Here is a 21,602-nt window from a genome sequence, read left to right on the forward strand (position 1 = left end):
AGGACGCGGGCAGGATTAATCGCGGATGCGCCAGCCTGTGCGGAAAATCCACCAGATGACGTAGAGGCAAATGCAGGTAAAGACGCCAATCGCCAGCAGGCTGGTCACAATCGGAACATCCGCCGCCCCGTAAAACGCCCAGCGAAAACCCGAAATCAGATAGACCACGGGATTGAACATCGAAATGGATTGCCAGACAGAAGGCAGCATCGAGATGGAATAGAACGATCCGCCAAGGAAAACCAATGGGGTGACGATCAGCAAGGGGACGATTTGCAACTGTTCAAAGTTGCCCGCCCAAATGCCAAGGATGAAACCGAACAGTGAAAAGCTGATCGCGGTCAGAACAAGGAAGGTCAGCATCGCAACGGGATGCTCAATACTGAAATCGACAAAGAAGAATGCAGTGATCAGGATGATCACGCCAATGATCAACGCCTTGGTTGCCGCAGCCCCGACATAACCCAGCACAATTTCAAGAAAGCTGATCGGCGCGGCAAGCAGTTCCGAAAACGTCCCGATGAATTTCGGAAAATAAATGCCGAAAGACGCGTTTGAAATCGACTGGGTAATGACCGTAAGCATGATCAGACCCGGCACAATGAATGCGCCGTAACTCACTCCGTCGACCTCTTGGATGCGACTGCCGATGGCAGCACCAAAGACCACAAAGTAAAGCGAAGTCGAAATGACAGGCGCGAGAAAGCTTTGTGCAATCGTGCGGAAAAACCTATGCATTTCAAATAGGTATATGGATATAACGGCCGTCCAGTTCATGCTGCACCCTCCGCTTGGGTTGGCGTATCACCCTCATGGACAAGGTTCACAAATATCTCCTCAAGGCTGGATTGTCGCGTCACCAGATCGCGAAGGGTCAGCCCCTCTTGGGCAATTGCAGCCAACAGCGATGTGATCCCCGTCCGTTCAGCGCGCGTGTCGTAGGTATAGATCAACGCGCCCTCATCCGACAGGCGCAGGGCGTCCGATTGCAACGCGGCGGGCACCTCTGTCAGTGGCGTGCTCAATTGCACCTCCAGCTCTTTCTGACCCATTCGCGCCATCAGCGTGTCCTTGTCTTCGACCAGCATCAATTCACCCTTGGCGATTACACCAACACGGTCGGCAATCGCCTCGGCTTCCTCGATATAATGCGTCGTCAGAATAATCGTCACACCGGCGGCTTTCAGCCCCGCGACGATCTCCCACATATCTTTGCGCAACTCGACATCGACGCCTGCGGTAGGTTCATCCAAAAACAGCACGCGCGGATCATGTGACAGCGCTTTGGCAATCAGAACACGCCGTTTCATGCCGCCCGACAGCTCCCTGATCTGGTTGTCCTTCTTGTCCCACAGCGACAGCTGGCGCAGTACTTTTTCGATGGTCCCGTCATCACCGGCCTTGCCAAACAGACCCCGCGAAAAACGGACCGTGTTGATCACCCGTTCGAAGGGTTCCAGATTGATCTCTTGCGGGACCAGCCCGATCATCGAACGCGCCGCGCGGTAGTCGCTTGTGATGTCGTGACCGCCCACAGCCACACTGCCCGAGCTTGCCGTGGTGATACCGCAAATTGTTGAAATGAGTGTGGTTTTCCCGGCACCATTCGGCCCGAGCAGTGCCAGTATCTCGCCTTCGCGAATATCTAGCGTAACGCCCTTGAGCGCCTGAAAACCACCCTTATAGGATTTTTTCAGGTCTTTGATTTCTACGATGTTGCGCATGCTCTGGTCCTTGTTTCAGGGCGCACCCTAGACCGGATGCGCAGGAGTGGACAGGCGCGTTTAGTCTTTTGACCGCCCGAACCATCCCTTTTTCGCAGGAGCCTCTTGCGTGGTTTCGGCCTCGCCCTCTGCCGGACCTTCCAGCGTCGATTGCAGGTTCTGGAAAAACTGGTCGGCCATCTTTTTGGCAAAGCCGTCGATGATCCGGCTGCCCAGCTGTGCCAGCTTGCCGCCGACCTTGGCTTCCACGTCATAACTCAACTCGGTGCCGCCGTCCTTGGCCAACAGGCGCACCTCGGCACCGCCTTTGGCGAACCCTGCGGCACCGCCCTTACCCGACCCGTCAATCTTCAACGAGGTATCGGGGACAAGATCGGAAATCGTGACTTCGCCTTTGAACGTCGCCTTAACCGGCCCGACTTTTTGCACTACTGTAGCGGTGAAACCGTCCTCCACTGAACCGGTGACTTCTTGGGCACCCGGCACGCAGCTTTTCAGCACCTCGGGGTCCAGCAACGCGGCATAGACCTGCGCGGGCGGGACTGCGATCTGGCGGGTGTCGGACATTTGCATCGGTTTGGCTCCTAGAATTTCAGACGTTCACGCGGTTTGGACCACGACTTTGCCCGTGGCTTTGCGGGTGCGCAAGAGATCAAGCGCGTCATTCGCGCGATCCAGCGGTAGGACGTTGCTGACATGCGGTTTCAACTTGCCGTCAACATACCAGTCGAACAGGGTTTTGAAACTGTCGGTCAACACAGACGGGCGCAGTTTGGCATATCCCCCCCAATAGACGCCCATCACGGTCAGGTTCTTGACCAGCAGGATGTTCGCGGGGATCTGCGGTACCTCACCACTTGCAAAACCCAAGGGCAGCAGCCGCGCCTCCGGGTTGCAGGCCCGCAGCGCCGCCTTGAACTGGTCGCCGCCCACGGGATCATATACCACATCAGCGCCCCCCAGCCCTTTGACAATGCTGCGAATATCATCGGTTTCCGAATCGATCACATGATCCGCTCCTGCCGCCTTGCAGACCGCCAGCTTGTCCGCACCGCGCGCGCAGGCGATGACTTCGGCACCCATCAGCTTGCCCAACTCCACCGCCGTTAACCCCACACCGCCAGAAGCCCCCAGCACCAACAGGCGTTCGCCGGCTTTCAGCCCCGCTTTGAAATCAAGCGCGACATGGCTGGTGCCATAGGCAATCAGAAAAGCAGCAGCATCGACCGACGACATTTCGTCTGGGATCGGTACGCAAATCTCGGCCGGCACAGCCGCATATTCGGCCAATCCACCAAATCCGGTATAGGCCGCGATACGCTGGCCCTTGGTGACGCTCGTCACATCCGCCCCCACTTCGGTGACAGTCCCGGCCAGTTCCATCCCGATGGTAAAAGGCAAGGGCGGTTTTTCCTGATAGGTGCCCTTGATCATCAACGTATCGCCAAAGTTCATCCCGCAGGTGTCGATCCTGACCAGTACTTCGCCAGCCTTAGGTGTCGGAATATCGACCTCCTGCATCGAAAGCGGTTGGTCGTAAGCGGTGACTTGCATGGCGCGCATGGGAAAGGTCCTTGTCTGATCTAGCCCGTGCAAATGGTCAGAGCGGGCCGCGAATGACAAGCCATACCCGTGACAAAATTTATTCGGTTTCCGCTTTGAATCGCGTAACGACCCGCAACCCCGGCGCATTATCCTGTAATGTCACCTGCGCCCCGTGCAGCGCCGCGACCGCCTGAACAAGGCTTAGTCCCAGGCCATGGCCCGGCGTATGGCGGCTGCGGTCCAGACGATAAAGACGTCGCATGACCTTGTCGCGTTCATCCACCGGTATGCCAGCGCCTGTGTCAGAAACCTCCAGGACCAACGCCTGCTCCCGCTTCGCCAGTGAGACGGTAATTTCGCTGCCCGCAGGGGTATGGCGCAAAGCGTTTTCAATAAGATTCGACAGCATCTGTCCCAGCAAGGCACGGTCCCCTTGCAAACAATGGGCCTGTGCCGACAGATCCAGCGTCAAAACATGCCCGCTGCTCGCGGCACTGTCCTCAAAAACCTCGACAACCTTGCGACAGACCTGCGACAGGTCCACCGTTTCAAACCGCGCCTTGGGGGAACCTGCCTCCACCTGCGCCAGCTGCAAAAGGGCGTGGAACACATGGGTCATGCCCTCGACCTCGCCCTGAACCTTCTGCGTCAGCATTGCGGCATCGGGATCATCGGCAACCCTGTCAGCCAAGTCCTGAACGTAAAGCGCCACCCGTTGCAGCGGCGTGCGCAGATCATGTGCAATGTCAGACGTCACACTGCGCAACGCCCCCATCTGCGTTTCCTGGGCACCTGCCATCTGGTTCAACTTGCCACCGATCTGCACCAGATCATCCGACCAGCGCGGCCCGATTGTTACGCGCGCGCCCAGATCACCGCTGGTCATTTTATCCAGCGCGGCCCCGACAACTTCGACGTGACGTTTGGACCGGCGTGCAAGGATCAAACCGCCAGACAGCGCAATCAAGACCGTCGGCAACAGGCTGATCAGAAGAATGTTCACGAACACCCCACGCAATGCGACAATCTCCGCGCGGCTGCGCGCGATGGTGATGACCCCACCATAAAGCGCATTGGTCAGCGACAGGTATTCCCCCGCAAATTCAGCACGCTCAGGGTTCAGCGAGAAAATGTGAAACCCGCCCTCGTCCTGCGCAATTGCGCCATTGCCATAGATGCGTCCGTCCGGTGCGATGTAACTCAGGATCAACCGGCCCGGATCAGCCGCACGTGATTCCGCCTCGACCAGTTGCGCCACCGCGCGGGCCGAGGGGGCTGCACGAAACCCTGCCAAATCCTGTTGCAGGTCGGCGCGAATTGTTTCCTCGAATGACGATTGCGTCACGGCATAGCTCGCCGCAAGGCTAAGCAGGCTGACCGTCGCAAACAGGGCGACCAGCATGATTGCCAGCCGCAAGGGCATTGACCGCCAGATTTGGCGCAGGCGCGTCACGCCACGATCCTGTAACCGGCACCGCGCACGGTTTCGATCAACTCGCGGCGGAACGGTTTATCAACCTTGGCCCGCAACCGGCTGACATGGGTTTCAACCACATTGGTGCCGGGATCGAACCCGATGTCCCAAACGCTTTCCAACAACATCGTGCGGGTCTGCACTCGCCCCTTGCGGCGCATCAAATGTTCCAGCAGCGCAAATTCACGCGGCAGCAGATCAATTTCCACATCGTCGCGGGTCACTTTGCGGGTGATCAGGTTCATCTCCAGATCCGCCGCCTTCAGCACCGTTTCGGCCTCAAGCGCCTGTGGCCTGCGGGCCAAGGCAGCAACGCGCGCCGATAATTCGCCAAAGGCAAAGGGTTTCGCCAGATAATCGTCCGCCCCTGCCTGCAACCCCTCGATCCGGTCCTCGACCTCGCCCAGCGCAGTAAGCAATAGAACAGGCGTTAACGTTCCCGCCCCGCGCAGCGTTTTGAGCAGTGTCAAACCGTCAACTTCAGGCAACATCCGGTCCAGGACAATCACGTCATACCCCCCCGCAGTCGCCGCGATCAGCCCGTCCTTGCCGTTCGTGACAAAGTCAATCACATGCCCCTCCTCGCGCAACCCCCGCGCAATATAACTGCCGGTGGTGGCATCGTCTTCGACGACCAGTAACTTCATTTCAAACGGCCCACCCTTTTGTTTCGCCCCGCTTATATAGATGCAAACGCGCCAACAGCAGAGCGGGTTACAAATTTGTATATGCTGCCCAAGTTCTCTGTAAACCTGACGCCTCATATGGGCTGCATGAACGATAACAACGAGGCATTCCCCATGCGATCCTTAATGAAACACACTGCCCGCACAACCACCGCCGCGCTGACCGCTGCTTTGATGTCGGCCTCGGCGCTGACATTGGCACCGGCACCCGCATTTGCGGTACCCGCCGGTGGTTACGCCGATCTGGTCGAAGCGGTGTCACCTGCCGTCGTCTTCATCGAAGTCACCACCAAGGCAACGCCGGTCCGCAACGCGCTGCCCCGCAACCTGCCCCCACAATTGCGCCGCCACTTCGAGGGCATGACCCCCGGCCAGTCACAGCCTCAGCAGGGGCTCGGGTCCGGCTTTATCATCTCGGGGGACGGGCAAATCGTGACCAACCATCACGTTGTGGACGGGGCCGATACCGTCAAGGTCAAACTGGCCGACGGGCGCAGCTTTGATGCCGAAGTGGTCGGCAGCGATCCGTTGACCGATATTGCCGTGCTGAAAATCACCGCCGATGTCGATCTGCCAACCGTCGCCTTTGGCTCCTCCAAAGACCTGCGTGTCGGGGATGAAGTTGTCGCCGTCGGCAATCCGTTCGGCTTGGGTGGAACCGTGACTTCCGGCATCATTTCCGCTCTGTCGCGCGACATCCGGTCCGGCCCGTTTGACGATTTTATCCAGACCGATGCCGCCATCAATCGGGGCAATTCTGGCGGGCCGCTGTTTGACAACGATGGCAATGTCATTGGCGTGAATACCGCGATCCTTTCCCCCGGGGGCGGTTCGGTCGGCATCGGCTTTGCCGTGCCTTCGGATCTGGTGCAAACAGTTGTCGCCGATCTGGCCGATGACGGGCTGATTGCACGCGGCTGGTTGGGGGTGAACATCCGCCCCATGACCGAAGAGGTCGCCGCCGTTCTGGGGTATGACGCACCTAAAGGTGCGGTAATCGAAGCGGTCAGCAAGGACAGCCCCGCCGAAACCGCCGGCCTGAAAAAGGGCGATATCATCACCGGTTTTGCGGGCACCCCCGTTGACGAATTGCGCGATTTGACGCGCGCCGTCGCCACCACAAGCCCTGATGAAACGACGGAAATCACCGTTCTGCGACGGGGCAAGGAGGTCACGCTGGACGTCACTGTCGGCACCTTGGCCCCTGAAGAAACCTGATAAAACGCCCGCCCCATCCCGCCTTTCGTGCGAGGTGGGGCGGGCACAGCCCCTCTCATGAAAATAACAACAGGATCACAAATGATGATCCCCACGGGCCCAAAAGAACGTTTGACATGATCGACTGCGCAGCGCACTCACGACCAAGCGCAACACCGAAGGCCCCCGATGATCGGTCACCATCTCAACCTAAAGCAGCTTGAAGCACTGGTCTGGGTGGCGGATCTGGGCAGTTTTCGCAAAGCGGCCCACCACCTGAACACCACACAGCCGAACATCTCCGCACGGATTGCAGGGCTTGAAAAGACGCTTGGCCTGCCCTTGATGCTGCGCGATGCCGGATCGGTGCGCATGACCCCGCGCGGCACCGAAGTTCTGGCGCAGGCCCGCGTCACATTGCGCGAAGCGGCCCGATTGGTGGAAATCGCCGACAGGGCCGATCTGGTTGATGACCGTCTACGCCTTGGTGTGACCGAACTGGTGGCTGCCACCTGGTTGCGCCCTTTGATGGTCCGATTAAACGAAACTTATCCGAATGTATCCGTAGAGTTGACGGTAGACCTGTCGCGCAACCTTGATCGTGAACTTGCGTCCAACGCCCTTGATCTGGCGATCCAGACGGCACCCTTTGGTACGCAGGTGAGCGGCGAAATCGAACTGGGCGAATATGGTTATGTCTGGGTCGCAGCACCAGCGCTGGCACGTCAATTCGGTGCGGGTGACGTCCCGATTGATAGCATGTTGAAACATCCCATCCTGACCCACACCCGCTACACTCAGGCTTACCTTGAGGTGGTAGACCACTTTGACACCAAACCCACCCAACAGATGCGAATTGTCCCCTGCAACAGTCTTTCTGCAGCAATGCATATGGCGGTCGACGGTTTAGGCATCGCCGTCCTGCCGCGTGCGTTGCTGGCCCAACATCTGATCGACGGAACGCTCAGCGAAGTTTCGCATCCTTGGCACCCAAGCCCCCTGCGCGTCGCGGCCCGCTATCACGCGGAACGGGCAGCACAGTTTGTGCACAGCGCCGCGAATACAGCCGCCGCATGTGCCGAGGCGTTTCGGGCGGCCCCATCACAGGATCACAATCTTCGATCCCTGTGATAGAATATAATAATTTGCATCGATACCGCCCGCCTTCTTATGTTTGCGAAAAATCGGGAGCTTGAACATGCAAACATCTTCTGTCCGTCTTGGCGTGGACATCGGTGGGACCTTTACCGATGTGGTGCTTGAGGTCGATGGCGCGTCCTTTTCGACCAAAGTGCTGACGACCTATGCCGCGCCCGAAAACGCTATTATCGACGGGATGCATCAGGTCTGTACCAAGGCAGGTATCACGCCCCCTGCCATCACCCAGATTATCCACGGCACGACATTGGCCACCAATGCGTTGATCGAACGGCGCGGGGCCAAAACGGCGCTGATCACCACCGAAGGGTTTCGCGATGTCATCGAAATGCGCACGGAGTCGCGGTTTGAACAATATGACCTGAACCTCAGCCTGCCCGAACCGCTGTTGGCCCGTCAAATGCGTTATACCGTGACAGAACGCGTGGATGCGCGTGGCGATGTGTTAATCCCGCTGAACCGTGCTGATGTTGAAGAAGTCGTCGCGCAAATCAGAACGGCAGGGTATGAAAGTGTCGCCGTCGGGCTGATGCATTCCTACCTGAACCCCGCCCATGAACAGATGGTGCGCGAGGTGTTGGCAGATATGATGCCGGACGCGATGGTGTCCCTGTCCTGCGAAGTGTCGCCGCAGATGCGCGAATATGAACGTTTCAACACGGTTGTAGCAAATGCCTATATCAAGCCGTTGATGAAGTCCTATCTGGGCCGCCTTGAGGGCCGCCTGAAAGACGAAGGTGTCGACTGCAATATTTTCCTGATGCATTCCGGTGGCGGGATTATCTCGATTGAAAGTGCTGCGGAGTTTCCGGTGCGGTTGGTTGAATCCGGCCCTGCGGGCGGTGCCGTTTTCGCCGCACACATCGCGGCGCGATATGGACTGGACAAGGTGCTGTCCTTTGACATGGGCGGCACCACGGCCAAGATTTGCCTGATCAAGAACCAGACCCCGAAAACCAGCCGCGTGTTCGAGGTTGCCCGCACCTATCGTTTCAAAAAAGGCTCCGGCATGCCGATTTCGATCCCTGTGATTGATATGGTCGAAATTGGCGCAGGCGGCGGATCACTGGCGCATGTTGATGCGATGCGCCAGATCCGTGTCGGACCTGAAAGTGCCGGATCTGAACCTGGGCCGGCCTGTTACGGGCGGGGCGGTTTGAAACCTGCCGTGACCGACGCGGATCTGGTGCTCGGCAAACTCGACCCTGACAATTTCGCCGGTGGGTCGATCAAGCTCGACACCGCAGGCTCCGAGGGGGCGTTGACCACTGTTCTGGGGGACGTGCTGGACATGGACGCTGCCACCTCGGCCTTTGGTCTGGCCGAAGTTGTGGACGAAAACATGGCCAATGCTGCGCGGGTACATGCGGTCGAAAATGGCGAAGACCTGAGCGAATACACCATGATCGCCTTTGGTGGTGCGGCACCACTGCATGCCGGACGTTTGTGTGAAAAGCTGGGCGTCGACCGTTTGCTGGTGCCGCCGGGGGCTGGGGTCGGCTCTGCCATCGGTTTTCTGCGCGCCCCGTTCAGTTTCGAAGCGAACCGGTCAGTGTATATGCGGCTATCGGATTTCGACGCCGCGAAGATCAAGGCGTTGCTGGGCGAATTGCAAAACGAAGCCACCGGTTTCGTGCGCAATTGCGCGCCTGATGCGACGATCCTGTCAGAGTTCAAAGCCTATATGCGCTATGCCGGTCAGGGCTGGGAAATCCCGATTGTCCTAACAGCAGAACAAGCAGCCAATCCTGACGCGGCGACCTTTGAACGGCTGTTTGCCGAAGATTATGCCAAACTGTTTGGCCGCACGGTCGATGGGTTGGACATCGAAATCACCGTCTGGTCCGCCAACGCCACCACCCCGCCCGAACAGGTTGCCAAGGTCGCGCTGGCAACGCCGCAAGGGGCTGCTGCCATCGCGTCGCGCCGGCCCATGTTCGATCCGGCACTGGCCGAATTTCAGGACAGCGCCGTCATCCTGCGCGAGGGGATGGGCCAAGGTGCCGAAGTATCCGGCCCCGCCATCATTACCGAGGATGAAACCACCATCATCCTGCCCACCAGCCGCAAGGCAATCCGCCAGCCCGACGGCTGCATTGATGTGACTGTGAAAGGCTGAACCCATGGGAAAACAACATTCAAACGTCGCCTATCAGGTCATGTGGAACCGCCTGATTTCCGTAGTTGAAGAGCAGGCACAAGCCCTTGTGCGGACGGCATTTTCCACCTCCGTACGCGAGGCCGGTGATCTGTCCGCAGGGGTTTATGACACCCATGGCCAGATGCTGGCCCAAGCGGTGACCGGCACGCCGGGCCACGTGAACGCCATGGCCGATGCAGTAGCGCATTTCATCCGCCGGATCGGGCGACAGAACATCCTTCAGGGCGATGTTTACATCACCAACGACCCCTGGGAAGGCACCGGCCACCTGCATGACATCACTATGGTCACGCCGTCCTTTCACAACGACGTCTTGGTCGGCTTCTTCGCCTGTACCGCCCATATCGTCGACATCGGCGGGCGCGGCTTTGGTGCCGATGCGGCAAGCGTTTACGAAGAGGGCCTGTATCTGCCCATTATGAAATTCGCCGATGCAGGCGAGGTGGATCAGACCCTTGTGCGGATCATCCGCGGCAATGTGCGTGAGCCCGACCAATTGATCGGTGACATCTACGCGCTGACCACCTGTAACGAAATCGGCCATCGCCGCCTGATCGACATGATGCAGGAATTCGAACTGGACACATTGGACGGCATCGCGTCCTTCATCCTTGAAAACTCCCGTCGGGCCACACTGGAACGGATCGCCGCGCTGCCGCGGACACAAGCGTCTGGCGAAATGACCATCGACGGGTTTTCCGCCCCGATCACGCTCAAGGTTACACTTACCATCGAAGAAGACCGCATTCTGTCGGACTTCGCAGGGACTTCGGGGCTGGATCGCAAGGGCATCAATTGCCCGCTGGTTTATGCCAAAGCTTATGCCTGTTACGCTCTTAAGGTCGCGATTGCGCCGGAAATTCCCAATAACGCCGCCTCGCTCGCGCCGTTCGAAATTGCCGCACCCGATAATACCATCGTCAACGCCCTGCACCCTGCGCCCGTGGCGTTGCGCCATATCGTCGGTCATTTCATCCCCGACGTGGTGTTCAATGCCTTTGACAAGATCGTGCCGGACCTCGTGCCGGCCGAGGGTGCGGGATGTCTGTGCAACTTCCAGGTCTCTTTGCGCCCGCGCATGGATGCACCCGCGCCCGCAGATGCCGTGCGCCGCGAGGTGTTGACCTTCAACTCCGGCGGATCGGGGGCGCGCCCCGAATTTGACGGGCTAAACGCCACCGCTTTCCCGTCCGGCGTGATGACCATGCCGGTCGAGGCCACAGAACACGCAGGCCCCGTGATCATCTGGCGCAAAGAACTGCGACCCGATTCGGGCGGCAGTGGCAAACAGCGCGGCGGTCTGGGGCAATACATGGTTGTCGGCGCGCGCGAAGGGCATGAATTCGACATTCAGGCAATGTTCGACCGTGTGGATCACCCGGCCCAAGGGCGGCGGGGCGGCGGGGCGGGTGCGCCCACAACCATTGCCCAGGATGACGGCGGCAAGATGTACGGGAAAGGCAAACAACTGGTCACCCATGGCCGCAAGGTGATGATGGCCTTTCCGGGCGGGGGCGGGTACGGCGATCCTGCCGAGCGCCCCAAAGAAAACGTCATGCGCGACCTTGCGCGCGGATACATATCGGCCCAGACGGCGGCGCAGGATTATGGGTTGAGCGACACCGATATTGCTGCGGTAAAAGACGCCGTTGCCAAGGGGGAGGCCATCTGACGTCCCACCCCGCCTGACCGGTCTGCTTCCATTTTTGCGACTTCCGGCCGACCGGTCGGCTTTTAGAAACACGTAGGACGATCGCCATAATTGCGGCCTCCTTTGCTGTCGCTTTTTAAAGATCACGCTGCCCCATCACTGCGCACGCATACCCCCTTACGGACCCCATTCGCGCATATGGGCAAAGCCTGAAACACCGCTTTCGCGAGGTCACTGCAACCGCCTAGCGGATAAATTCACGTTTCGATCCTAAAATTCGACCTTCTCAAGGCCGGTTGCCCTTGAGAAACCGCGCTTTTTGCCACAAATATGGACGATGTCCTAAGGTTCTGGTCAGGAGTTCGCGTGTCCCTCTTTCTTGTCGTCGCCCTGCCCTTTCTGGGCGCTTTGTTGCCCGGTCTCATGAACAATGCGGGACGTCAGGCCTGTGCCGGTGTCACCTTTACCGTTACGCTTGCCGCCTTTGTCGGACTGCTGACCAATCTGCCGGCAGTTCTGGCCGGCGAGGTGGTCACCACCGGTGTGAACTGGCTGCCAGCGCTGGGGATGAACGTGAACCTGATGCTCGACGGGCTGGGCTTTTTCTTTGCCCTGCTGATCCTTGGCATCGGATTGCTGATCATCACCTATGCGCGGTTTTACCTGTCGCGTGACGACAACATGGGCGAATTTTTCACCTATTTGCTGCTGTTTCAGGGCGCAATGGTGGGGATTGTCCTATCCGACAACATATTGGTTTTGCTGGTCTTCTGGGAGCTGACGTCGCTGTCGTCCTTCCTTTTGATCGGCTATTGGAAACATCTGCCAGAGGGGCGGCAAGGTGCGCGGATGGCGCTGACCGTCACGGGGATGGGCGGTCTTGCCCTGATCGGTGGGATGCTGATTCTCGGCAATATCGCGGGCAGCTATGACCTGAGCGTTATCCTGCAAAGCCGCGAGATTATTCAGGCCAGCCCGCTGTACCTGCCCGCGCTGATCCTGATTCTGCTGGGCTGCTTCACCAAATCGGCACAGTTCCCGTTCCACTTCTGGCTGCCGCACGCCATGGCCGCCCCCACACCGGTTTCTGCCTATCTGCACTCCGCCACGATGGTGAAAGCGGGTATTTTCCTGATGGCGCGGCTGTGGCCGGTACTGTCCGGCACGCCGGAATGGTTTGTTATTGTGACAACCGCAGGGCTGATCACAATGGTGCTGGGCGCGGTGATTGCCTTGTTCAAACATGACCTCAAGGCGCTTCTGGCCTTTTCGACCGTCAGCCATCTGGGCCTGATTACGATGTTGCTGGGCACCGGTACCGCCTTTGGCGCGATGGCGGCCGTATTTCATATCCTGAACCACGCGACCTTTAAGGCGGCTCTGTTTATGTCTGCGGGTATCGTCGATCACGAAACCCATACGCGCGACATCCGCCGTCTGGGCGGCTTGCGTCATCTCATGCCTGTGACCTTTGCCATTGTGACACTTGCGGCCTTGTCGATGGCGGGCATCCCGCTGCTGAACGGGTTCCTGTCCAAGGAAATGATGCTGGAAGAGGCACACCACACGGTGCTCTTCGGCTCGCACTGGCTTGCGCCGACACTTGCTGTCATCGGTTCGCTGTTCTCGGCCGCCTATTGTTTCCGTTTGATCAGCCACACCTTCCTTGGTCCCAAGCGCGACGATTACCCCGCCCATCCCCACGACCCCGGCTTTGGCATGTGGGGGCCGCCCGCGTTGCTGGTGGTGCTGGTTGTGATGATCGGCTGCGCGCCGTTTCTGGCAGAACCCTTTGTCAAAATCGTCACTGCGTCCCTGCTGGGGGATGTGGCCGCTGTACCAGACGCATATTTCAAAATCTGGCACGGGCTGGTGCCGGCGCTCTATATGTCCATCGCTGCAGTTGTGGGCGGGTTGATCGTCCTCGCTCTGTTCAAACCTCTTCTCAAGTTGTGGGATGCGGCCCCCCGCCCCGAAGCCAAAGTGATTTTCGAAGCCCTTGTCGAAGCGGTTGCGGCTCTGTCGCGCGGGCTGATCCACGGCCTGCACAATGGCGCATTTTCGCGGTACGCAGCGATTGCCGCGGTCACGATTACCGCCATCGGCTATCACGCTTGGGCCACCGGCACTGTAGGTCCCGCAACCCGTGCGCCACAAAGCGCAGGACCGGTCGAGATTGCAGGATGGGTCATGCTTGTCACTGCTACGCTGGGGCTGGTGTTCCTGCACCGCAACCGTCTGTTGTCGCTGATCCTGATCGGGATCGTCGGGCTGATGGTCTCTGTCGGATTTGTTTTCCTCAGCGCGCCTGATCTGGCAATGACACAAATCACCGTCGAGGTGGTGACGATCATCCTGCTGCTTCTGGCCCTGAACTTTCTGCCCAACCGCACCCCTGTCGAAAGCAGCGTGTTGCGCCGCATGCGCGATGCTCTCGTGGCCCTCGCGGCGGGTCTTGCGACCTTTGCCATGTCCTATCACTTTTTGCTGCGCGATACGGTGGCCCCGTCGATTTCCGAATTCCACCTTGCGAATTCCTATAAGGGGGGCGGTGGTACAAACGTCGTGAACGTAATCCTTGTTGATTTCCGTGGCTTTGACACCTTTGGCGAAATCATCGTGCTCGGCATTGCGGCGCTGTTGATCTACGCATTGACCGAAACACTGCTGGACGGGCCTGTGCGCGCGCGCCTGCTGAACCGCAAGCCGGACCAACCGCGCGCCGGTGACATGCATCCGATGATGATGGTCGTGCTGACCCGTGTGTTGATGCCGCTGGTGATGCTGATCGGCTTTTACATCTTCTGGCGCGGACATAACGAACCGGGTGGCGGATTTATCGCAGGGTTGATCGTGTCGATCGGTGTTGTCATGCAATATATGGCCAGCGGCTTTAACTGGACCTCGGCGCGGTTGCGCTATCCCTATCACGGGGTGATCGGTGCCGGTGTGCTGATCGCTGGATTGACCGGCATCGGGTCGTGGTTCTTTGGCAAGCCATTCCTGACCTCGGATTTCACCTATGTGCGCATCCCGCCGTTCGAAAAATTTGAACTCGCAACGGCTGCACTGTTCGATCTGGGCGTGTTCCTTGCCGTCGTGGGTGCCGTGATGCTGTCTCTCGAAAGCTTCTCGCGGCTGGCGCGCCGCGCCAACATGTCGGATAGCGAACACCCTATGGATATTGATCCCTCACGCGCGGAAGAATACGACCCCGCGGATCCTGGAAACCCGAAACGGGAGGGCGTGTAACATGGGTCTCGAACTTCTTGTCGCCTCGGCCATTGGCATTCTTACGGCCGCGGGCATGTATCTGGTGCTGCGCCTGCGCACTTTTCCGGTGATAATGGGCATGTCCCTGCTGACCTATGCGGTGAATGTGTTCCTGTTTGCGTCGGGCCGGTTGACCGTTGGTGCGCCGCCCATCCTGACAGAGGCCACGCAGTACACGGATCCGCTGCCACAGGCCTTGGTTCTGACCGCAATCGTGATCTCCTTCGGTATGACAGCCGTGGTGGTGATGATCGGTCTGGGGGCTTATCTTGGCGGTGACGATGACAAGGTAAACGATCCCGCAACGGACACTTCGGCGGAGGAAACATCATGATGCACTGGATCATCGCCCCCGTTATCCTGCCCGCCCTGCTGGCCCCGTTTATCGTGCTGGCCGCGCGCTATCACTTCGTGATCCAGCGGGTGTTTTCCATCGCAGGCGTAATGTCGCTGATCGCCATCAGTGCGGGGCTTGCGTGGCAGGCTTCTGATGGAACGGTGACGCTTTATCAACTTAGTGATTGGGCCGCGCCCTTTGGCATTGTGCTGGTCGGGGACCGCCTGTCGACACTGATGATCCTGCTGACCTCGGTATTGGCGTTGTTTGTGCTGCTGTATGCCATCGGGTCGAACTGGGACAAACGCGGCTGGCATTTCCACGCGCTGTTCCAGTTTCAGCTGATGGGCATTATGGGTGCCTTTCTAACCGGCGACTTGTTCAACCTGTTTGTCTTTTTCGAAGTCCTGCTGATCGCCTCCTATGGGTTGATGATCCACGGCGGCGGCAACATGCGCCTGCGCGCCGGTGTCCAATATGTGCTGTTCAATCTTATCGGATCGACGCTGTTCCTGTTTGCGCTGGGGGCTATCTATGCCCAGACCGGCACGCTGAACATGGCCGATCTGGCGCAGCGTGTGGCGCTGATTGATGCGGGCGACACCGTTGGCATCCGCGTTGCGGCCGTGCTGCTGCTGATGGTCTTTGCAATCAAGGCGGCCGTGGTCCCGCTGCACTTCTGGCTGCCCTCCAGCTATGCCGAGGCACCTGCCCCCGTCGCCGCGCTGTTTGCGATCATGACCAAGGTCGGGGCCTATGCGATCATCCGCGTTTATACGCTGATCTTCCCACCAGAGCTTGCGGCCACTGCGGGTTTGCATTCCGTATGGCTGATGCCTGCGGCCCTGCTATCACTGGCGATTGGCATGATTGGCGTCTTGGCTGCGCAAAAACTGGACCGTCTGGTGGCCTTTTCCGTCATCGGGTCAATGGGCATGGTGATGGTTGCCATTGCCATGTTCACCCCTGCGGGGATTGCTGCGGCGTTGTACTATATCGTGCATTCCACACTGGCCGCTGCGGCGCTGTTCCTGATTGCCGATTTGGTCCGCGCGGGACGTCCGTCCCTTGCCCTGACCGCGATGCCTTCGGTGTCCGGCGCGCCCCTGACATCTGCGATGTTCTTTCTGGCCGCCATTGCAATGGCCGGTCTGCCACCGCTTTCAGGGTTCATCGGCAAACTGCTGATCCTTGATGCCGGTTTCGAAGGCAACATGGCCGTGTGGATCTGGGTCGTCGTCCTCGGGTCGAGCCTGATCAGTATTGTCGGGTTCTCGCGGGCGGGGTCGACCCTGTTCTGGAAAGCCAAAAGCATCCCCCACCCTGAGGGCACAATACCGGAACCCGCACCCGCCGCCCTGTCTTATGTCGCGGTTGGTGGACTGCTGGTGCTGCTTGTTGCCCATACGGTTTTTGCCGGCCCCGCCTATTCCTACGTCGAACGCACCGCGGCGCAGCTGTTCGCACCTGAACCCTATGTTGCGACCGTTCTGGAAACCCCCGGAAAACTAAGCAAACCGTCAAAGGAGGAGCATTGATATGACCCGCGCCTTCCGCTGGCTCTTTCCGCATCCGTTACTGACCCTTCTGTTGGCCGTGGTCTGGATTCTGCTGCAAAACGAATTCTCTGCCGGTATGGCCCTGTTCGGTGTGATCCTTGGAATCGTCATCACGAAAGCCACGGCGATCTGGTGGCCCGAACGGCCCGGTGGTGTGCATCTGGGAAGGCTGTTCAGCTATGCCATGATCGTGCTGTGGGATATCATCGTCGCCAATATTCAGGTGGCATGGATCGTACTGACCAAACCAAACGCGGCTCTTCGACCGGCATGGATCGTCATCCCGCTCGAGCTGACCACCCCCGAAGCGATTACTGTTCTGGCCGGCACCATCACCCTGACCCCCGGCACCGTGTCGGCGGATTTGTCGGACGAAGGTCACAGCCTGCTGGTGCATGTCCTGCACACCGAAGACCCGGACAGCGACCGCGATGAAATCAAGGACCGTTATGAACGCCGGTTAAAGGAGATTTTCCTATGAACGCTGCGACCGAATTCATGGATATCGCATTCAAAATCACCTTTGTCGGGATTGTCGCGGCGCAGATTATGTCGATGATCCGGCTGGTCATCGGCCCCTCTGTCGGGGACCGCATCCTGGCACTGGATACAATGGTGGTGAACGCGATTGGCCTGATTGTCCTACTCGGCATCGCGCAGGGCACGCGGATTTATTTTGAAGTCACGCTGATCATTGCCATGCTCGGCTTTGTCTCGACCGTGGCCTATGCGCGGTTTGTATTGCGGGGGGATATCATCGAATGAGCATGGAAATAGTCGGCACATATCTGGTTGGAATCTGCCTGTTGATCGGTACGGGCTTTGCCCTTGTCGGTACCATTGGTTTGTTGAAATTCAACGATTCCATGACACGTCTGCATGCCCCGACCAAGGTGGGCACCATCGGCATCGGGGCCTTGTTGCTGGCCTCGATGATCCATTCTTATATAGTGGGCGAAGGGTCGCTGCATGAATTGCTGATCATGGCGTTTCTGTTTGTGACCGCCCCGATTTCGGCGAATTTCATCGCCAAGGTGAATATCCACAAGCAATCTTGCGTGACCCCGCCGCCACCGCCCCGGGATGACACGTGGTCAACCCTGAACGTTCCCGAAGCAGATCGCGAACTGGCGACAGAGCCGGAAGCCTAAGACTTAGCGCGGTGCCATGCGAATGGCGCCGTCAAGGCGAATGACCTCGCCGTTCAACATCGGGTTATCAAGGATATGGCACACCAGCTTGCCATACTCCGCAGGCTGGCCCAGCCGTGACGGGAACGGCACCTGAGCGCCCAATGAATCCTGTACTTCTTGCGGCAACCCTTCCAATAGCGGCGTCAGGAACAGGCCCGGTGCCACGGTGCAAACCCGCACGCCCTTATCGGCCAGATCACGCGCCATTGGCAGGGTCATGCCCACGATCCCGCCTTTGGAGGCGGCATAGGCGACCTGCCCGACTTGCCCCTCATAGGCCGCAACCGACGCGGTGTTGATGATCACCCCACGTGCACCGTCAGGCGCCATCGGATCTTGCGCCACCATGCGCGCTGCCGCTTCGGATGCGCAGATGAAAGATCCGATCAGGTTGATGCCGATCACTTTCGCAAACATTCCCGCATCATGGGCTTCACCGCGCGAGACTGTTTTAGCCGCAGGGCCGATGCCGGCGCAATTGACCAGAACCCGTGGCGCGCCCTGCTGTTGGGTCACGGCGTCCATCGCCGTTTTCACCTGTTCGGCATTGGACACATCCACATTATGAAAGGTGCCGCCCAAAGTGGCGGCATGTGCCGCACCCGCCTCTGCGTTCATGTCGAAAATCGCAACTTTCAGACCTGCACCAGCCAAAGCTGTCGCAGTCGCAGCCCCCAGACCAGACGCCCCACCTGTGACAATTGCCACGTTACCAGACCACATTTCCATTAATAGAACTCCTGTTCATTTATCGGGATATATAGACAGCTTCTGTTTGGCACATGCAAGTTTTCCTGTGGGAACGGGCATAAAGCGACGTTTTAGTAGAGACCGAAATACTCCTGCTGTTCCCACGCCGAAACGCTCAGGTGATAGCGGTCCCACTCCGAGCGGCGGATTTTGCAGAGGTAGTCCACAAAATCATCCCCCAAGGCACTGCGGTAAAGCGATGACGCATCAAAGCAACTGATTGCGGCAAGCAGGCTGTCGGGCAAGGCCTCAGCACCGGCGTCGTAAGGGTTTTCAACGGCTTCGGGGGCCTGCATCGACTGCGCAAGACCGGCCATGCCCGCGATGATCTGGCTGGCGAAAAACAGGTAGGGGTTCGCGGTTGGTTCGGCCACGCGGTTCTCGATCCGGCTGGCAGGGTCATCAAGTTTTGCCAAAACGCGGATCATTGCGCCCCGGTTGTCGCGCCCCCAGACGATACGGTTCGGCGCAAGCTGATGCGGCTGATACCGTTTGTATCCGTTCACTGTCGGCGTCGTGAGCAAACAGGTTTCGGCCGCGTGCGCCAACACCCCCGCAATCCAACCGCTGCATTCCGGCGTCAGCGCGTCACTGTCCGACTGGAACAGGTTCGCACCGGTTTTGAGATCAACCAACGACTGATGCAAATGCCAACCACTCGCCGCCACATTCGGCAGGTTCGGTTTACACATAAACGTAGCATGCAGCCCTTGGCGCGCGCAGACCTCTTTCACTGCGGTGCGCAGCATCACCATATTGTCGGCATGGGTCATGGGGTCAGCGGGATCAAAGGTAAATTCGAACTGGCTCGGCCCCATCTCGACCTCAATAGACCGGATCGGCAGGCCCAACGCTGCGCAACTGCGGCGCAAATCGTCCATCACCGGTTCTAGCGCGTCATAATGGGTTTCGGTCAGAAATTGATACCCCGACGATAGGTTTTCGGTGTGAACTGGTTGGGCGGGCATCGTTGCGCTGGCATGATCCAGCTTGGGATCGACCTTGCGAAAGACGTGGAATTCGACCTCAAGCCCGACCACAAGTTCCATATCCTGTGCGGCCAATTGACCAACCGACTTGCGCAGAATACTGCGCGTGCAAAACGGTGACATTTCGCCCGTGCCATGGGCCAAGTCACACAACAGCCACGCAGAATGCGGTGACCACGGCAGAACGCGAAAGCTGTTAGGATCTGGCACCATCAGGATGTCCCCCGCACCGCGCAAATCCCCCGCCACATCTCCGTCGGGCTGCCAGACCGGGAAAACGGTGCGATGGGACGTATCTTTCAGCAACAGCGTCGATGGCGCAGCCATGCCATTGGCGAACAAGGACGGCAAGGCGCTGGCGACAATGGTCTTGCCGCGCAGGATGCCATGCTGATCGGTGAACAGAACACGGACGGTTTCCAGTTTTGCCGCCTCTGCCTCGGCCACCACTTTGGCGCATAGATCAATCCGCGCCTGATCCAGCAGGCCAAGTCGCGCCAGATTTCCACTGGCGATCCGATCCTTGGTTGCGCTCATGTCTTGGCTACCGTTGCATCCCAATCCGCACATCCCGCCCGCCGCTCCGCGTCGCTGGTGGCGGAAACCTCGCGCCAGGCGGCCTTGTCCCCGATGGTATCGTTTGAAATCGGACCGTAGATCGTAGAAGGATCAACGCCATTGCGCATCGGCAAAGTGTCTTCCTGCCCGTCCTTCACCGCCGCAATCGCCGCGCGCAGCATGCGCCGGTATTTGATGATCGCCACATCGGTTTTGCCCAGATGTTCCTTGGTGCGATCAAAGATTGGGCCAGGACTTTCTACCGCCCATTGGTCGTGCACGTTAATGTCCATTCCCATGCCGGTATAGGTTTCGGTGCGCTGCTCTTCAGGGTCAAACCCGTAATTGTTGCGCTTGTTTTTCAACGGCGCATAATCCGGCAGGCGATGCTCCTTGAGCCTTTGTGCGCGCATCAGTTCCTTGTCCACGGGATCGGTGAAACTGGTGAACATCGAATACCAATAGCAGTGCGTGTCATCGATCGGCACATGCCATTGGGTGATGATCATTTCGCGGCTCATCGGGATGGAAATCGCCTGTGGGAAAATCTGGTTGGTGATACGGATATGGCTTTGCCCTTCGTCCAGATGGCGTAGCGCAATCAGGCGTAACCCGTATTCGGTCTCTTCGACCGTGATCTCGGGGTTGGTATAGTCGCGCAGCAGTTTCGTCATCGGAATATTGGTATCCGCCGCCTTGTCGCGGAATTGTTTGCCATAGCTGTCGGCGGGGTCTTCATCCTTCAGGAACCGGTGCAGAAAGGACGCATGCGCCGGATCAATCCCGACCTCCATCGCTTGCAACCAGTTGCATTCCCATAACCCCTTGAAGGCAAAAACATGGGTGTCAGGCGCGCGGAAACAGTCGAAATTCGGAAAAGCCGGCGGTTCACCCGGCCCCATATAGGCAAAGATAATACCGTTGCGTTCCTCCACCGGATAGGAGGTCGCGCGGATGCTTTCGTGCATGCGGCTGCCGTCGGGTTCACCCGGCTGTTCCACACATTGACCGCTGCGATTGAAGTGCCAGCCATGGAACGGGCAGCGCAAACCATTGTCCTCAAGCCGTCCGTGACACAGATCCGCGCCCCGATGCGGGCAGTGACGGTCGATCAGGCCCAGCTTGCCCTCGCCATCTCGAAACAACACCAGCCGTTCGCCCAGCAAGGTCACCGGCACCACCGGGCGATCCCCCACCAGTTCATCCGACAATGCAGCCGGTTGCCAATAGCGGCGCAGTACCGCCCCCGCATCACTGCCCGGTCCGGTCAAGGTGATGGTATCGTTCAATTCCTGACTGATCATAGCGCCCTCTTTTGTCCCTTGTTGGGGTATCGGTTGTTTACCC

General features: G+C 58.7%; 19 protein-coding genes. 10 read left to right on the top strand and 9 right to left on the bottom strand.

The features are described from left to right. Window positions 1-15 precede the first annotated feature (15 nt). The 6 genes from Z947_RS0118880 to Z947_RS0118905 all read right to left on the bottom strand — a co-directional run bounded on the left by Z947_RS0118880 (window position 16) and on the right by Z947_RS0118905 (window position 5,390). Window positions 16-777, bottom strand: a complete 762-nt coding sequence (locus tag Z947_RS0118880; protein WP_025045843.1) for an ABC transporter permease — start codon at window positions 775-777, stop codon at window positions 16-18. Beyond that, a complete protein-coding gene (locus Z947_RS0118885; protein WP_025045844.1) occupies window positions 774-1,724 on the bottom strand; it encodes an ABC transporter ATP-binding protein in 951 nt (316 codons plus the stop codon). The genes Z947_RS0118880 and Z947_RS0118885 overlap by 4 nt, the downstream gene beginning before the upstream one ends. Window positions 1,725-1,784: 60 nt before the next feature. Then, window positions 1,785-2,297 carry an SRPBCC family protein gene (locus Z947_RS0118890; RefSeq protein ID WP_025045845.1) on the bottom strand — a complete coding sequence of 171 codons (513 nt, stop codon included), beginning with the start codon at window positions 2,295-2,297 and terminating at the stop codon, window positions 1,785-1,787. A 27-nt stretch (window positions 2,298-2,324) separates the two neighbouring features. Continuing rightward, window positions 2,325-3,287 (bottom strand): NADPH:quinone oxidoreductase family protein, encoded by a 963-nt coding sequence (locus Z947_RS0118895; protein ID WP_025045846.1) that lies wholly within the window; start codon window positions 3,285-3,287, stop codon window positions 2,325-2,327. A gap of 79 nt (window positions 3,288-3,366) precedes the next feature. Further along, a complete protein-coding gene (locus Z947_RS0118900; protein WP_025045847.1) occupies window positions 3,367-4,722 on the bottom strand; it encodes a sensor histidine kinase in 1,356 nt (451 codons plus the stop codon). Next, window positions 4,719-5,390 carry a winged helix-turn-helix domain-containing protein gene (locus Z947_RS0118905; protein WP_025045848.1) on the bottom strand — a complete coding sequence of 224 codons (672 nt, stop codon included), beginning with the start codon at window positions 5,388-5,390 and terminating at the stop codon, window positions 4,719-4,721. The genes Z947_RS0118900 and Z947_RS0118905 overlap by 4 nt, the downstream gene beginning before the upstream one ends. 153 nt (window positions 5,391-5,543) lie before the next feature. On the opposite strand from Z947_RS0118905, the gene Z947_RS0118910 reads away from it, so the two are divergent. The 10 genes from Z947_RS0118910 (at window position 5,544) to Z947_RS0118960 (ending at window position 17,916) form a co-directional block, all read left to right on the top strand. After that, on the top strand, window positions 5,544-6,647 hold the full coding sequence (locus Z947_RS0118910; RefSeq protein ID WP_025045849.1) for a Do family serine endopeptidase: 1,104 nt from the start codon (window positions 5,544-5,546) through the stop codon (window positions 6,645-6,647). A gap of 168 nt (window positions 6,648-6,815) precedes the next feature. Further along, entirely contained in the window at window positions 6,816-7,757 is a 942-nt protein-coding gene (locus Z947_RS0118915; RefSeq protein WP_025045850.1) for a LysR family transcriptional regulator, read from the top strand. A 67-nt stretch (window positions 7,758-7,824) separates the two neighbouring features. Next, window positions 7,825-9,903, top strand: coding sequence for a hydantoinase/oxoprolinase family protein (locus Z947_RS0118925; RefSeq protein ID WP_025045851.1), 2,079 nt, complete (start codon window positions 7,825-7,827; stop codon window positions 9,901-9,903). A gap of 4 nt (window positions 9,904-9,907) precedes the next feature. Further along, window positions 9,908-11,617: a hydantoinase B/oxoprolinase family protein gene (locus tag Z947_RS0118930; protein ID WP_025045852.1), complete on the top strand. Its 1,710-nt coding sequence runs from the start codon at window positions 9,908-9,910 to the stop codon at window positions 11,615-11,617. Window positions 11,618-11,962: 345 nt separating this feature from the next. Next, window positions 11,963-14,848, top strand: coding sequence for a monovalent cation/H+ antiporter subunit A (locus tag Z947_RS0118935; protein ID WP_025045853.1), 2,886 nt, complete (start codon window positions 11,963-11,965; stop codon window positions 14,846-14,848). 1 nt (window position 14,849) lies between these two features. Continuing rightward, window positions 14,850-15,203: a Na+/H+ antiporter subunit C gene (locus Z947_RS0118940; RefSeq protein WP_025045854.1), complete on the top strand. Its 354-nt coding sequence runs from the start codon at window positions 14,850-14,852 to the stop codon at window positions 15,201-15,203. After that, on the top strand, window positions 15,200-16,744 hold the full coding sequence (locus Z947_RS0118945; RefSeq protein WP_025045855.1) for a monovalent cation/H+ antiporter subunit D: 1,545 nt from the start codon (window positions 15,200-15,202) through the stop codon (window positions 16,742-16,744). Before Z947_RS0118940 ends, Z947_RS0118945 begins: the two co-directional genes overlap by 4 nt. A 1-nt stretch (window position 16,745) precedes the next feature. Then, on the top strand, window positions 16,746-17,246 hold the full coding sequence (locus tag Z947_RS0118950; RefSeq protein WP_025045856.1) for a Na+/H+ antiporter subunit E: 501 nt from the start codon (window positions 16,746-16,748) through the stop codon (window positions 17,244-17,246). 17 nt (window positions 17,247-17,263) lie between these two features. Then, entirely contained in the window at window positions 17,264-17,530 is a 267-nt protein-coding gene (locus tag Z947_RS0118955) for a K+/H+ antiporter subunit F (RefSeq protein WP_235602447.1), read from the top strand. Next, complete coding sequence (locus Z947_RS0118960) at window positions 17,527-17,916, top strand: Na+/H+ antiporter subunit G (RefSeq protein ID WP_025045858.1); 390 nt, start codon at window positions 17,527-17,529, stop codon at window positions 17,914-17,916. The genes Z947_RS0118955 and Z947_RS0118960 overlap by 4 nt, the downstream gene beginning before the upstream one ends. Window positions 17,917-17,919: 3 nt before the next feature. Here the strand turns inward: Z947_RS0118960 and Z947_RS0118965 are convergent, their stop codons facing one another. The 3 genes from Z947_RS0118965 to Z947_RS0118975 all read right to left on the bottom strand — a co-directional run bounded on the left by Z947_RS0118965 (window position 17,920) and on the right by Z947_RS0118975 (window position 21,559). Next, a complete protein-coding gene (locus Z947_RS0118965; protein ID WP_025045859.1) occupies window positions 17,920-18,687 on the bottom strand; it encodes an SDR family NAD(P)-dependent oxidoreductase in 768 nt (255 codons plus the stop codon). A 92-nt stretch (window positions 18,688-18,779) separates the two neighbouring features. After that, entirely contained in the window at window positions 18,780-20,234 is a 1,455-nt protein-coding gene (locus Z947_RS0118970) for a glutamine synthetase family protein (RefSeq protein ID WP_025045860.1), read from the bottom strand. Beyond that, entirely contained in the window at window positions 20,231-21,559 is a 1,329-nt protein-coding gene (locus Z947_RS0118975; RefSeq protein WP_025045861.1) for an aromatic ring-hydroxylating dioxygenase subunit alpha, read from the bottom strand. Before Z947_RS0118975 ends, Z947_RS0118970 begins: the two co-directional genes overlap by 4 nt. Window positions 21,560-21,602: the final 43 nt, after the last annotated feature.

It is taken from the genome of Sulfitobacter geojensis, assembly GCF_000622325.1.
GTDB classification, from domain to species: Bacteria; Pseudomonadota; Alphaproteobacteria; order Rhodobacterales; family Rhodobacteraceae; genus Sulfitobacter; species Sulfitobacter geojensis.